Source organism: Dactylosporangium sp. NPDC000244 (genome assembly GCF_040300725.1).
Taxonomy (GTDB): domain Bacteria; phylum Actinomycetota; class Actinomycetes; order Mycobacteriales; family Micromonosporaceae; genus Dactylosporangium.
The window spans coordinates 59,936-72,642 of the sequence record NZ_JBEPEH010000026.1; the positions used below are offsets into that span (position 1 = coordinate 59,936).

A 12,707-nucleotide genomic window follows, 5' to 3' on the forward strand; every position below is an offset into this window, starting at 1 on the left:
CTGCGGTCAGGCCACCGCTTTGTCGGCGGTGGCCTGGTTCTTGTGCGCGGTGCCGCTGGTGTGCGTGTTCGGGCGCTTCAGGGCGCGCTGGAGCTGCACGACGATCGACCAGGTCACCTCGGACACCGGACGCGCGCCGTTGACCTGGATGAGCAGTTCGCGGGAGGAGTAGTACTCCAGCAGCGGGCGGGTCTTCTCCTCGTAGACCTTGATCCGGTGCCGGATCACGTCCTCGGTGTCGTCGGCGCCGCGGGCCCGCTCCAGCATGCGGCGGATGAGCTCCTCCTCGGGCACGTCGAGGTGCACGGCGATCTGGACGCCGACGCCGAGGGAGCCGGCGGTACGGTACGCGGCCTCGGCCTGCTCGACCGTGCGCGGGAACCCGTCGAGCACGTAGCCGCCGGTCTCGCTCGCGGCCATCACCGGCTTGCGCAGCATGTCCATGATGACGGCGTCCGGGACCAGCTCGCCCTTGTTGACGATGTCCTCGACGGTCTTGCCGATGGTCGTGCCGTCCGCGATGTGTTTGCGCAGCAGATCACCGCTCGCGATGTGCGTGATCCCGAACTGCTTCGCGATCGCGTTGGCCTGGGTGCCTTTTCCGGCGCCCGGTGCTCCCACCATGAGGATCCGCTTCGACCGCGGTGCCGCCGACTGCATCGTCATCTGCACACCCCTTCGTATGCCCCGCTCATCGGCCCGCCGCCGATGGTCCAGCATCGCATCTCGATCTGCGGTGTGTGCTGTGGGACGGCTGTGAATTTCCGCATGCCCGGCTGTGGGAATTTTGTCCCGCCAGCCGGGAATGCGGTCGCTGGTGCTCGCGTTGGCCGCCTGGCGTTCTCGCGGTTCGCGTGTTGTGGGCCGATCGACGGGATTTCGTCCGTGGTTGTCGTTCGGCCGGTGTTGTGCGGTTTCGGCGGGCTTTTCGCGCTGCCTCCGGCGGTTGTTGCCCTTCCGGTGGCTTTGCGTTCGCCTTGATTCGGCGCCTTCGGCTCGCTTGCCTGGCTGCTTCGCCTTTTTGCTTCGCTCGGTTCGGTCGCCCGGCTCATTCGCCTGGTTTGTTGGCTTTGGCGCCTTTGCCTTTGTGCGGTGACCTCGCTTGGGCTCGTCGGCCTGGCGGCTTCGGCCTAGCTCACCTGGTGCCGAGCAGGTCCACGACGAACACCAGCGTCTCGCCGGGCTTGATCACGCCGGCCGCGCCGCGGTCGCCGTAGCCCAGGTGCGGCGGGATGACGAGCTTGCGACGCCCGCCGACGCGCATGCCGGCCACGCCACGGTCCCAGCCGGTGATGACCTGACCGCGACCGAGGCCGAACTCGAAGGCACCCCCGCGGTTCCAGGAGGCGTCGAACTCCTTGCCGGTCGACAGCGACACGCCGACATAGTGGACACTCACCTGCTGACCGGCTACGGCCTCCGGCCCATCACCCACAGTGATGTCCTCGATGACCAGATCGGCGGGCGGCGGACCGTCGGGCAGCGTCACTTCAGGCTTGCTCAGGGTCATGCGCTTGACTCCTTCGTTACGAAACGTCGACTCCATCCTGCCCTATCCCGTCGTACCGTCGGCGTGTGCATCCCGTGCGGGTGGCTTTCCGACTGGTGACGGCGTGCGCCGCGCTGGAGCTCGGCCAGGCCGCCGCGGCGGGGTTCCTGCTGGTGAGATACGGCGGCCTGGTCGAGGCGCTAGGCCCGTGGACGCGCATCGAGGCCATGGTCATCGAGGCCGTCTACGTGCACCTGACCGGCGCGACGATCCTGGCCACCGGGTTGGGAACGCTGCTGTCGGGCACGCGATGGCGGTACCGAGGCGGACTCCGTACACCCCCATGATCGTGCGCTGGACATTGCTGCTCGTGACCGTCTCTTTGCTGCTCGGAGTCGTCTACAGCCCCGACGCGGTGCTGCTGCCGGACAATCAGCAACAGTTGGATCATCTCCAGTCGTTGCTCCCCTTGTGGTACTCGGCGCAGCAGGGCATCACGGTGACGGCGGTGATCGCGTGTGCTGTTGGGGCGGTGGTCCGCTTGGGGAGCGAGGCCGCGGGCGAGTACTACCGGCGCCATGACCCAACCGCCACCTGGCACGGCTTCACGTCGTGGCTGGACGTGCGCTTCCAGGATTGACAATGATGGTGGACGGGGCGTTTCCCGCCTGGGGGCGCTCTCTGTTCCCGGCTCGTAGGCCGCTTTGGTTACGCAGAGCGACGACCCTCGAATTAGCGGATTACCAATAACCGGTAATTCAATAATCGATAATCCGGTCGGCGGCGATGGCGACGGCGATGGCGATGGCGACGGCGGCGGCGGCGGCGATGGCGACGGCGATGGCGGCGGCGGCGATGGCGACGGCGATGGCGATGGCGACGGTCGTGATCTGCGGGCGCTTCGACGGCAGGGCGGCGGTGCTCCGGCATGGTGATGCTTTAAGCCGGCGCGGCGGTGCTTCGGCGGAGCATGATGGTGGCGCGACCGCGGCATGGTGGGCCGCAGTGCCACTCCGACAGCAGCGTGCATTGCTCCGCCGGCAGGGTGCATTGCTTCCGCAGGGCGACGTCTTGGCGGTGGCGCGACGGCGGCATGGCGTGCCACGGTGGCGCAACGGCGACGTGGTGGGTCACGGTGGCACTCCGACGGCAGGCTTGTGCTGAGCGGTGCGGTGGCGGCAACTCTTCGCGTCACGGTGGGTCACGGTGGCACTCCGACGGCAGGCTTGTGCTGAGCGGCGCGGTGGCGACAACTCTTCGCGTCACGGTGGGTCACGGTGGCACTCCGACCGCAGACTGGTGCTAAGCGGCGCGGTGGCGACAACTCTTCGCGGCACGGTGGCGGTGCTTCGGCCGCTCAAGCCCCGCGCAGACCGGTGACAGCGGCAGCGGATATCGGGAATTTCGGCGGCCGTGTCGAATCCCGCGATGCGCCTCCGACCGATTGGCATGATGAAGCGCTCGCCCTGGCTGGGCCTCGCCGTGCTGGCCCTGCCCGCCCTCCTGGTCTCGATCGACGTGTTCGTGCTGCTCCTCGCGATGCCCCGCATCGGCGCCGACCTGCACGCGAGTAGTACCGAGCAGCTGTGGATCCTCGACGTCTACGGATTCCTCCTGTCCGGCTTCATGATCACCATGGGGACGCTCGGCGATCGGATCGGGCGGCGGCGGTTGCTGTTGCTCGGCGCGGCGGCGTTCGGGGCGGCGTCGATCGTGGCCGCGTACAGCACAGGGCCGCTCATGCTCATCGCCGCCCGAGCCGGCCTCGGCATCGCCGGTGCGACCCTTGCGCCATCGGCGTTGGCGCTGATCAGCGGGCTCTTTCCGGACCCTCGGCGCCGCGGGCTGGCCATCGGGGTGTGGATGGTCTGCTTCATGAGCGGCGCGATCATCGGGCCGGTCGTCGGTGGATTGCTGTTGCAACACTTCTGGTGGGGGTCGGCGTTCCTGCTCGGGGTACCGCCGATGCTTCTGCTGCTGATCCTCGGGCCGCTGCTGCTGCCCGAGCAGCGTCACCCGGGTGCGGGCCGGTTCGATCTGCCGAGCGTCGGGCTGTCGCTGGCGGCGATTCTGCCGTTCGTCTACGGCGTCAAGGAGCTCGCGCGCGGCGGCTTGCGGCCGCTGCCGGTCGTGGCCCTGATCGCCGGGATCGCCCTGGCCGTGGTGTTCGTCCGCCGGCAGATCGCCCTCGGGGCCAGCAGCGACCGGTCCCACGCCGCCGCCTCGAGCGCCGTCGCCGGCCGGGGCCCGGCTCGCGATGGCGTCGCTGGCCCGGCTCGCGATGGCGTCGCCGGCCGGGGCCCGGCTCGCGATGGCGTCGCCGGCCGGGGCCCGGCTCGCGATGGCGTCGCCGGCCGGGGCCCGGCTCGCGATGGCGTCGCCGGCCGGGGCCTGACTCGCGATGGCGTCGCCGGGGTCCGAGGCCGAGTCGCCGGGGGCCGAGGCCGAGCGGTTCGCAGCGCGCGGCGGGAGCCGTTGCTCGATCTGCGGCTGTTCCGGGACCGGGCATTCGCCACCGCGCTCGGCGGCATGTTCATCGGCACGATGCTCACCGGCGCCATGATGGTCTTCATCACCCAGCACCTACAGGTCGTCGACGGGCTGTCACCGCGGAACGCCGGCCTGTGGATCCTCCCCGCCGCGATCGCCACCGCGGCGAGTTTCCAGGTCTCGCCGCTGCTCGCACGGCGGGTGCGGCAGGGGCGGCTCATCGCGGGCGGGCTGCTGCTGTCGGCGGTGGGCGTGGCGCTCGTCGTGTTCATTCCCGCCGATGCCGGGCCGTTGCCGATCATCTGCGCGTTCATTGTCACCAATCTCGGGATGGGGCCGATGGTCACGCTCGCCACCGGGATCGTGCTCGGGTCGGCTCCGCCGGAGCGGGCGGGCTCGGCGGGGGCGTTGAACGAGGTGAGCGGTGAGTTCGGGTACGCGCTCGGGATTGCGCTGCTCGGGAGCCTCGGCACCGCGGTCTACCGGGCGCTCGTCCAGGTGCCCGCGGGGGTGCCGGGGGGTGTTGCGGCCGGAGTCCGGGACAACGTGACGGCGGCGTCGGCCGCGGCCGGGAGTCTGCCCGGTGCGCTGGGGGAGCGGGTGCTGGTCGCGGCTCGAGACGCGTCCACCTCGGGGCTGCACGTGGTGGCCGGGGTCTGTGCGGTGGTGCTGGTCGTGCTGGCCGTGGTGTCGTTGCGGATGCTGCGGCACCTGCCGCCGTTGACGTCGGCGCCGTCCGCGGATCCGGATGCCGAGCCGGCGAGCCGGGACGTCACGATGAGGACTTGATCGCCGGCGCGGGGGAGGCGCTCGCGCCAGTGGAATAAACCAGGCCGTGAATCAGGATGCGAACCACGGCGCCGCGTCGCGAGGCAGAACGCAACGACCGCGCTCGTGGCGGCGGCCGGCCCGAACCGGGACAGCCTCGCGCGGCGCGGCTGGTGGCGGCGGCCGGCCCGAACCGGGACAGCCTCGCGCGGCGCGGCTGGTGGCGGCGGCCGGCCCGAACCGGCCGCGGGTAACCGGCGGCGCCCGGCCGGAGGGGGCACCAGCCCGGGGTAACCGGCCGGGCCGCGCCGCTGGGGCAAGGGCGGGCACGCGCCAGATGGCGGGACGCCGCACAAACGCGGTACGGCGCGCTAGGGTTCGGTGATGTGACAGTGACGCCAGACCAGCCCCTGGACCTTCCCCGCACGGCAGGCGAGCTCCGGGCGAGCGGCCACCGCTTCCGCACCGTGAAGGAGGAGCTCCGCGAGAACCTCCTCGAGCGGCTGCGCTCCGGCGAGCCGCGCTTCCCCGGCATCGTCGGCTACGACGACACCGTCCTGCCCGAGCTCGAGCGCGCCATCCTGGCCGGCCACGACCTCGTGCTTCTCGGCGAGCGCGGCCAGGGCAAGACCCGGGTCATCCGCGGCCTGATCTCCCTGCTCGACGAGTGGACGCCGGTCATCGCCGGCTCGGAGCTCAACGAGCACCCCTTCGAGCCCATCACGCCCGCCTCGCGCCGGCTTGCCGCGGAGGCCGGTGACGAGCTGCCGGTCGACTGGATTCACCGTTCGGTGCGGTACGGCGAGAAGCTCGCCACCCCCGACACGAGCGTCGGCGACCTGATCGGCGACGTCGACCCGATCCGGGTCGCGCAGGGCCGGACCCTCGGCGACCCCGAGACCATCCACTTCGGACTCGTGCCGCGCACGAACCGGGGCATCTTCGCCGTCAACGAGCTGCCGGACCTGGCCGAGCGCATCCAGGTGTCGCTGCTCAACGTGCTCGAGGAGCGCGACATCCAGGTGCGCGGCTACCAGCTGCGGCTGCCGCTGGACATCATGCTCGTGGCGAGCGCGAACCCCGAGGACTACACCAACCGCGGGCGCATCATCACGCCGCTCAAGGACCGGTTCGGGGCCGAGATCCGCACGCACTACCCGCTGGACCTCGAGCTGGAGATGGATCTCGTACGCCAGGAGGCCCAGCTCGTCGCCCAGGTCCCCGACCACATCATCGAGGTCCTGGCGCGCTTCACCCGGGCCGTGCGCGAGTCCCCGTCGGTCGACGCCCGCTCCGGCGTCTCCGCCCGCTTCGCCATCGCCGCCGCCGAGACCGTCTCCGCGTCGGCGCTGCGCCGGGCCGGGCTGCTGCGCGAGGACGTGCCGGTCGCGCGCATCGGCGACACCGAGTCGGTGACGTCGACCCTGCGCGGCAAGGTCGAGTTCGACAGCGGCGAGGAGGGCCGGGAGATCGAGATCCTCGCGCACCTGCTGCGCACGGCGACCGCGGAGACCTTCCGCGGCCGGCTCGCGGGCCTCGACCTGTCCGCCTTCACCGACCTCGTCGCCGAGGGCGCGGTCATCGAGACCGGCGACCTCGCCGGCGCCGACGACATCCTGCGGCAGGTCGGCACCGTGCCGGGGCTGGCCAAGGTGCTCGACCGGCTCGGGCTCGGCGACGCGCCCAGCCGCGGTGAGGCCGCCGCCGGCGTCGAGTTCACGCTGGAGGGGCTGCACCTGACCCGGCGGCTGTCGAAGGACCTCACCGACGACGGCCGCACCGTCTACGGAGGCTGATCTTGCGCCACAACAGGTTCCGCTACGGGGCGTGGCGCGGCGGGCCGGACCCGCTCGCCCCGCCCTACGACGTGCGGGCCGCCGTCGACCAGGTCGGCCAGGAGGTGCTGGAGGGCGGGAGCCTGCGCGACGCCCTGCGCAACCTCCTGCGCCGCGGTCCCCAGGGCGGGCGGGGCCTCGACGACCTGCTCGCCCGGGCCCGGCGGATGCGCCGCGAGGCCATGCGCCGGGGCCAGCTCGACGGGGCCGTGACCCGGGCCCAGCAGCTGCTCGACCAGGCCCTCGCGGAGGAGCGCGACGCCCTCGCGCGGCTCGACACCGACGACGCCAGATTCGCGGAGGCGCAGCTCGACGCGCTGCCGCGCTCCACGGCCAGAGCGGTGTCCGAGCTGAGCGAGTACACCTGGACGTCCCCAGAGGCCCGGCAGCTCTACGACCAGATCCTCGACCAGCTCCGCCAGGAGGTCGTCGAGCAGCGCTTCCAGGGCATGCAGCAGGCGCTGCGCGACCCGGAGGCGCAGGCCGCGATGCGCGAGATGCTCCAGGACCTCAACGCGCTGCTGGCCAAGCACGCCCGCGGCGAGAACACCGACGACGCGTTCGCCGAGTTCATGAACCGCCACGGCGACTTCTTCCCGGAGAAGCCGGCCAACGTCGACGAGCTGATCGACGCCCTGGCCCGGCGGGCGGCGGCGGGGGAGCGGCTGATGCGCTCGCTGAGCCCGCAGCAGCGCGCCGAGCTGCAGGACCTCATGTCCCAGTCGCTCGGCGACATGGCCGGGGCGTTCGCCGAGCTCACCGACAACCTGCGGGCGCTGCGGCCCAACCTCAACTGGGGCCGCGGCGAGCGCGTCCGCGGCGAGAACGACCTCGGCTACGGCGACGCCGCCGGGGCCCTGGAGGAGATCGGCGACCTCGACGACCTGCTCGACCAGCTCGGTCAGGAGCACCCCGGCGCGACGCTGGACGACGTGGACGTCGAGGCGGTCGAGCGTCAGCTCGGCCGGGCCGCCGCCGACGACGTGCGGCGGCTGCGGGAGCTGGAGCAGCAGCTGCGCCGGCAGGGCTGGGTGACCCGGGGCGCCGACGGGCTGACCCTGAGCCCGAAGGCGCTGCGGCGGCTGGGCGGCACCGCGCTGCGGACCGTCTTCGGACAGCTGCACGCCGGGCGCCAGGGCCAGCACGACCTGCGCGACGCCGGCGCCGCCGGAGAGCTCACCGGGGCCTCCCGGCGGTGGCAGTACGGCGACGAGCAGGCCCTGGACGTCGTGCGCACGATCGGCAACGCCGTGCGCCGGCAGGCCTCGGGCGGCGCCGCGACCCTGCCGATCGGCCTGGACGTCGAGGACTTCGAGATCGCCGAGACCGAGCGGCGGGTGTCGGCCGCCGTGGCGCTCTGCGTCGACCTGTCGTTCTCGATGATGGCCGACGGCCGGTGGGGCCCGATGAAGCAGGCCGCCCTGGCCCTGTCGCACCTGGTGGCGACCCGGTTCCCGCAGGACGCGCTGCAGATCATCGGCTTCGGGCGGTACGCCTCGACGCTCTCCCAGGAGCAGCTGGCCGCCGTCGAGCCCGACATGGTGCAGGGCACCAACCTGCAGCACGCGCTCAAGCTGGCCGCCCGGCACCTGCGCCGCCATCCGGCCTCGGACCCGGTCGTCCTCGTCGTGACCGACGGCGAGCCGACCGCGCACCTGCTCGAGGACGGCAGCTCGTACTTCATGTGGCCCTCGACCCGCGACACGGTCCGCGCGACCGTGCACGAGGTCGACCTGCTCACGAGGTACGGGGCGGTGCTGAACTTCTTCATGCTCGGCGAGGACCCGGGCCTGCGCCGCTTCGTCGACGCCGTGGCCCGGCGCAACGGCGGGCGGGTCTTCACGCCCGACGCCGACGACCTCGGGCGGTATGTCGTATCCGACTACATTCGCGCCCGCCGAGGGCGCCGCGGGTGATTCGTGTTTGGCGACCGGGGTGGTGGGGGTACTCAAATCAACGTAGATCGGTACCCCCACTCCTCCCGGGAGCTGACAAAATGATCGTCCTAGGTCTCATCCTGTTCCTCGTCGGCCTGTTCCTGCACGTCGGCATCATCGAGACGATCGGGATCGTGCTGCTCATCGTCGGCGCGGTGCTGTGGATTCTCGGCGCGGTGGGTCGTCCGATCGCCGGCCGCCGACACTATTGGTAATGCGTGTTCGTGACGAGAAGAGGGCCGGCGCTGAGCCGGCCCTCTTCGTCGTTCATCGGCGGCCGAACCAGCGCCGTTTCTTCGCCGGCGGTGGCGGCGGCGCGACCGGTGTGTCGTCGCTGAGCAGGTCGCGGGCCAGGGCCGACAGCTCCGGCACCATGTCAGGCGTGGCCAGCACGAGCGCGGCGAGGGACTCGCGGATCGTCACGACCCTCGTCCGGGACTGCTGCATCGCGGCGAGAAAGCGGCGGCCGACCGTGTCGCGGACCTCCGGGCGGCAGGCCGGATCCAGCCACGCGGCCACGACGAGCGCGAAGAGCGCCGACTCGGTGGTCCAGTCCTCGAGGCCGTAGGCGATCGCGGTCAGCAGCTCCCGCGGCCGGGCGGTGTCGCCGGGCTCGGCGCCGGCCCGCAGCTCCTCGCAGTGCAGCAGGCCGAGGCAGCAGTACGCCTGCGCCGCCCGCTCCCACACCCCGTCCGGCAGCTGCTGGTCGGTCGCGGCCGGCGGGTGCACGAGCATGGCGACGAGCTCGCCGGCGGGCAGCTGGCCCAGCGGCAGCGCGTGGTCGTAGGCGGCCACCGGGTTGGGCCAGAACGGCCAGACGACACCCTGCAGCAGCTCGAGCGAGCGGGGTTGCGGCGGCGGTACGGCGGGCGACGCGACCAGCCCCGCGTAGTCCCACAGCACCCGCCCTCCGGGCCGCTGCGGCGCCACCATGTCCGGCGGCGCCTGGCCCTCGATCGTGAGCCGCAGCCCGGGCAGCTCCCGGTGCACGACCCGCAGCGCGCTGGGCACCTCCAGGGCCGAGAGGGTCGCGGTGCCCGCCATCGCCCGGTCGTCCCGCGGGATCTGGTGCAGCAGGTTGATGACGGACTCGGCGGGACCGTCGACCATCCCCAGCCAGGACCGGCCGTGGCAGGCGCCGTCGAGGTCGCTGTGCTCGTGGCTGGTGACGGGGTGCTCGCGCATGAAGTCGACCAGGCCCACGAGGTGGCGCACGTCGGCGTCGCGCTGGAAGCGCAGCCGGGCCGCGGTGTGCACCGCGCAGTCGTAGTCCGGGGCGTGGCGGATCGCGGCGTCGAGCAGCGCCAGGGCCTCGTCGAGGCGCCCGGCCTCGGCGAGCCAGTTCGCCATGTCCGCGCACAGGTCGACCTCGTCCGGCTGCGCCTGCCACGCCTGCCGCATCACCTGCAGGGCCGCCTCGAGGCGCCCGTCGGCCTTGAGGGCGTAGGCGTACCACACCGCGGTGAGCTTGTCGGGCCGGAGCCGGTGCCCGTGGGCTCCCCACCGCACCGCCTCGGCCAGCGCGCCCGGCACCAGCGCGGTGAACCGGCGGGCCAGCCCGGCCCCGGCGCCGTGCAGCAGCGCGCTGACCGGGTGCGCGGCGCAGGCGCGGCGGGCCAGGTCGAGATACACCTCGTTGGCCCGGGCCACCTCCGCCGCGGCCGGGTCGCCGAGGCCGGGCATCACCGCGACGAAGAGCCGGGCGAGGTCCTCGGGGTCGAGCCGGCGCGGCTCCAGGGCCCGCACCCAGGTCACGTCCGCCCACGGCTGCGCGGGCTCGAACCGGGTGGCCTGGGCGAGCATCCGCAGCCCGCCCATCGGGTCGTGCCGGCCCTGCAGATGCGCGCGGGCGACGACGGCGCCGATGAACGCGGGCTGCTCGACCGGGAACAGCGCGATCGCGCCCTCGTCGCCGGCCCGGGCGGCGATGGCGGCGAGCAGCTCGTGGACCTCGGGCAGCCCGGGGGCCCAGGCGATCGCCCCGGCGACGTGACCGGCCGCGTGCTCGAGGTCGCCGTCGGCGAGCGCGATGCGGGCCAGGGACAGCTCGCCGTGGGCCTGCGCGGTGGGGTCGTCGCGCTGCTCGTCGGTCACGCCTGGAGCGTATTGGGTTCCGCCCGGTTTCGGTTACCCGCCCTGTCCGCCCGATTTCGCTCGTCCACGTTCGCCGTCAGGGGCCGCGAGCAGGGCCGGCAGCCCCGCGGCGGCATCGCGGGGCAGCCCGGCGACGGTCTCGTCGGCGAGGGTGCACCAAAGGGCCTTCACGCGACCGGTCAAGGCCCGGCCGCTGTCGGTGAGGGCCACGACGGTCGCCGCCGGTCTCGGGGCGGCCCACGCCGTGAGCAGCGCGCTGCTGCCCCGGCGCGCCGCGTGAGCAATCAGCGACCGGCCCCGATGCGCGGTATCTTCCCCGGCATGAGCGATGTCACCGCGCCGCCCCCGGTCCGGCCGTTACGGGAACTGCTGCCGCACCTCATCTGGGAGGCCGTCCTGCTGCTGGTCGCGATCGGCGTGGCCGTCACGCTGTACAGCGGCAAGGGCGAGCGCCTCTTCACCAGCGGCGGCATCTGGCTGCCGATCGCCTCCCTCGGCTTCGCCACCACCGGCCTGGCGCTGTCGCTGCGCACCGGCACCCCCAACCTCGCCGTGGGCCCGCTGGCGTCGCTGGCCGCGTTCCTCTACGCCGACCAGGGCATGGGCGTCGCGATCCTCGCCGTCGCCGGCCTCGGCCTCCTGCTCGCGCTGCTCGTCGGGCTCACCGGCATGCCCGCCTGGGCCGTCACGCTGATCGGCGGCCTGGCCGTGTCCGCGACCGTGATCGGCGCCACCGACGGCAAGGTCACACCGCTGCGCGACGTCCCCGACGGCCCCCGCTGGATCTGGGGCATCGCCTTCATCGTCCTGTCCATCGTCGGCGGCGTCGTCTTCGCGATCCCCGCCGTGCGCCGGTACCTCGCCGCGAACCGCCCCGCCGGCGGCGAGACCGGCGCGTTCAGCCTGGCCAAGCTCGTGGGCGCGCTGGTCGGCGTGTTCGGCTCCAGCGTCCTCGCGGCCGTCGCCGGCGTGGTGCTGACCATCCAGCAGGTCTCGGCCGGCGTGATCGACCCCGGCTTCACGCTCGCCGGCCTCGTCTGCGCCCTGCTCGCCGGCGTGAGCCCCTTCGGCCGCCGCGCCGGCATCCTGGGCGTGGTCCTCGCCGTCGTCATCTACGTGTGCACGCGCTACCTGCTGACCCTCGAGAACCTCGATATCTGGATCACGATGCTGATCGAGGCGCTCATCGGCCTGTTCGGCGTGCTCGTGGTGTGGCTGCTGGAGCTCATCGGCCGCCGCGCGTCCCCGTACGTCGCCGCCGCATCCCGCCCGGCCCCGGTGATCGCGCCGGGCTTCCCGCCGCCGCCCTACGCCCCCGCGCCCGTCGGCGCCTACGGCGCTGCGCCCTTCGCGCCGCCCGGCCCGGTGAACCCCGCGCCGCCGCTGGCCCCGCCGCCTTCTTCGGCCCCGCCGGCCGCCGGTCCGCCGCCCGGGCCGAGCTGGCCGCCGGCGGTCGCCCCGCCCATGTCCGCGCCGCCAGCCCCGCCGTCCTCGGCCCCGCCGTCCTCGGCCCCGCCGGCGTCGGGGCCTCCGGCCGCCGGTCCGCCGCCCGGGCCGAGCTGGCCGCCGGCTCAGTAGGGGGCTTCACACGGCGTTGCGGGGTGCGATCGCGGGATGCGACGAGCCCGGGGCGAGGAACCAGGCCCCGGGCTCGTCCCGCAGCGTCTGCTCGATCCGCAGCCGCGCGAACGCCTCCATCGGCGGCAGTGCGTCCGGCCGGAACCACCGCATGTCCAGCGACTCGTCGTCGTTGACCCGAGCCTCCCCGGACACATGCCGGCAGCGGAACCACACGTTGAGGTAGTCGCACTGGTCCCCGTTGGGATACGTCACCCAGTGCATCGCCACGCCCACGACGCGCTCGACCGCGACCTCGATCCCGGCCTCCTCGCGCACCTCGCGCACGATCGCGTCGGCCGGCTGCTCGCCGGGGTCGACCATCCCGGCCAGCAGCGACCACGTCCCGGTGTCGCTGCGCCGCCCGAGCAGCAGCTCCCCGGCATCGTTGAACACGACCGCCGACACGCCGGGCAGGAGCACGAGATCGTGCCCGACGAGCTTGCGCAGACCGCGCAGATATTCAGACATCCCCAT

The 12,707-nt window shown here is 73.0% G+C and carries 13 protein-coding genes; 9 read left to right on the forward strand and 4 right to left on the reverse strand.

Annotated features, from left to right (window positions below; genetic code table 11):
* Positions 1-6: 6 nt before the first annotated feature.
* Both ABT369_RS33605 and ABT369_RS33610 read right to left on the reverse strand, forming a co-directional pair.
* Complete coding sequence (locus tag ABT369_RS33605) at positions 7-666, reverse strand: adenylate kinase (RefSeq protein WP_350618008.1); 660 nt, start codon at positions 664-666, stop codon at positions 7-9.
* A 469-nt stretch (positions 667-1,135) separates the two neighbouring features.
* Positions 1,136-1,510 (reverse strand): FKBP-type peptidyl-prolyl cis-trans isomerase, encoded by a 375-nt coding sequence (locus ABT369_RS33610; protein ID WP_350618010.1) that lies wholly within the window; start codon positions 1,508-1,510, stop codon positions 1,136-1,138.
* An 80-nt stretch (positions 1,511-1,590) separates the two neighbouring features.
* On the opposite strand from ABT369_RS33610, the gene ABT369_RS33615 reads away from it, so the two are divergent.
* The 7 genes from ABT369_RS33615 (at position 1,591) to ABT369_RS33645 (ending at position 8,734) form a co-directional block, all read left to right on the forward strand.
* Positions 1,591-1,836 (forward strand): hypothetical protein, encoded by a 246-nt coding sequence (locus ABT369_RS33615; RefSeq protein ID WP_350618012.1) that lies wholly within the window; start codon positions 1,591-1,593, stop codon positions 1,834-1,836.
* The gene (locus tag ABT369_RS33620) at positions 1,833-2,129 is read left to right on the forward strand and encodes a hypothetical protein (RefSeq protein ID WP_350618014.1); all 297 of its coding nucleotides are present in this window, start codon (positions 1,833-1,835) and stop codon (positions 2,127-2,129) included. The genes ABT369_RS33615 and ABT369_RS33620 overlap by 4 nt, the downstream gene beginning before the upstream one ends.
* Before the next feature lie 146 nt (positions 2,130-2,275).
* On the forward strand, positions 2,276-2,653 hold the full coding sequence (locus ABT369_RS33625) for a hypothetical protein (RefSeq protein ID WP_350618016.1): 378 nt from the start codon (positions 2,276-2,278) through the stop codon (positions 2,651-2,653).
* Positions 2,654-2,941: 288 nt separating this feature from the next.
* Positions 2,942-4,768 carry an MFS transporter gene (locus tag ABT369_RS33630; RefSeq protein ID WP_502891850.1) on the forward strand — a complete coding sequence of 609 codons (1,827 nt, stop codon included), beginning with the start codon at positions 2,942-2,944 and terminating at the stop codon, positions 4,766-4,768.
* Between the two features lie 365 nt (positions 4,769-5,133).
* On the forward strand, positions 5,134-6,543 hold the full coding sequence (locus tag ABT369_RS33635) for a sigma 54-interacting transcriptional regulator (protein WP_350618018.1): 1,410 nt from the start codon (positions 5,134-5,136) through the stop codon (positions 6,541-6,543).
* Positions 6,544-6,545: 2 nt separating this feature from the next.
* Positions 6,546-8,498: a vWA domain-containing protein gene (locus tag ABT369_RS33640; RefSeq protein WP_350618020.1), complete on the forward strand. Its 1,953-nt coding sequence runs from the start codon at positions 6,546-6,548 to the stop codon at positions 8,496-8,498.
* 80 nt (positions 8,499-8,578) lie between these two features.
* Positions 8,579-8,734, forward strand: coding sequence for a DUF6131 family protein (locus ABT369_RS33645; protein ID WP_223092164.1), 156 nt, complete (start codon positions 8,579-8,581; stop codon positions 8,732-8,734).
* 52 nt (positions 8,735-8,786) lie between these two features.
* Here ABT369_RS33645 and ABT369_RS33650 read toward each other — a convergent pair whose 3' ends face one another.
* Positions 8,787-10,613, reverse strand: coding sequence for a tetratricopeptide repeat protein (locus ABT369_RS33650; protein ID WP_350618022.1), 1,827 nt, complete (start codon positions 10,611-10,613; stop codon positions 8,787-8,789).
* A gap of 151 nt (positions 10,614-10,764) precedes the next feature.
* On the opposite strand from ABT369_RS33650, the gene ABT369_RS33655 reads away from it, so the two are divergent.
* Together ABT369_RS33655 and ABT369_RS33660 are read left to right on the forward strand one after the other, a co-directional pair.
* A complete protein-coding gene (locus tag ABT369_RS33655) occupies positions 10,765-10,893 on the forward strand; it encodes a hypothetical protein (RefSeq protein WP_350618024.1) in 129 nt (42 codons plus the stop codon).
* Between the two features lie 41 nt (positions 10,894-10,934).
* The gene (locus ABT369_RS33660; protein ID WP_350618026.1) at positions 10,935-12,191 is read left to right on the forward strand and encodes a hypothetical protein; all 1,257 of its coding nucleotides are present in this window, start codon (positions 10,935-10,937) and stop codon (positions 12,189-12,191) included.
* Between the two features lie 6 nt (positions 12,192-12,197).
* On the opposite strand, the gene ABT369_RS33665 is transcribed toward ABT369_RS33660, so the two are convergent.
* Positions 12,198-12,707 carry an NUDIX hydrolase gene (locus ABT369_RS33665; RefSeq protein WP_350618028.1) on the reverse strand — a complete coding sequence of 170 codons (510 nt, stop codon included), beginning with the start codon at positions 12,705-12,707 and terminating at the stop codon, positions 12,198-12,200.

Bases quoted from the DNA above. Each gene is read 5' to 3' on its own strand.
- ABT369_RS33660 (WP_350618026.1), top strand. From the start codon at position 10,935: ATGAGCGATGTCACCGCGCCGCCCCCGGTCCGGCCGTTACGGGAACTG.
- ABT369_RS33665 (WP_350618028.1), bottom strand. From the start codon at position 12,707: ATGGGGATGTCTGAATATCTGCGCGGTCTGCGCAAGCTCGTCGGGCAC.
- ABT369_RS33610 (WP_350618010.1), bottom strand. From the start codon at position 1,510: ATGACCCTGAGCAAGCCTGAAGTGACGCTGCCCGACGGTCCGCCGCCC.
- ABT369_RS33630 (WP_502891850.1), top strand. From the start codon at position 2,942: ATGAAGCGCTCGCCCTGGCTGGGCCTCGCCGTGCTGGCCCTGCCCGCC.
- ABT369_RS33620 (WP_350618014.1), top strand. From the start codon at position 1,833: ATGATCGTGCGCTGGACATTGCTGCTCGTGACCGTCTCTTTGCTGCTC.
- ABT369_RS33645 (WP_223092164.1), top strand. From the start codon at position 8,579: ATGATCGTCCTAGGTCTCATCCTGTTCCTCGTCGGCCTGTTCCTGCAC.
- ABT369_RS33605 (WP_350618008.1), bottom strand. From the start codon at position 666: ATGACGATGCAGTCGGCGGCACCGCGGTCGAAGCGGATCCTCATGGTG.
- ABT369_RS33625 (WP_350618016.1), top strand. From the start codon at position 2,276: ATGGCGACGGCGATGGCGATGGCGACGGCGGCGGCGGCGGCGATGGCG.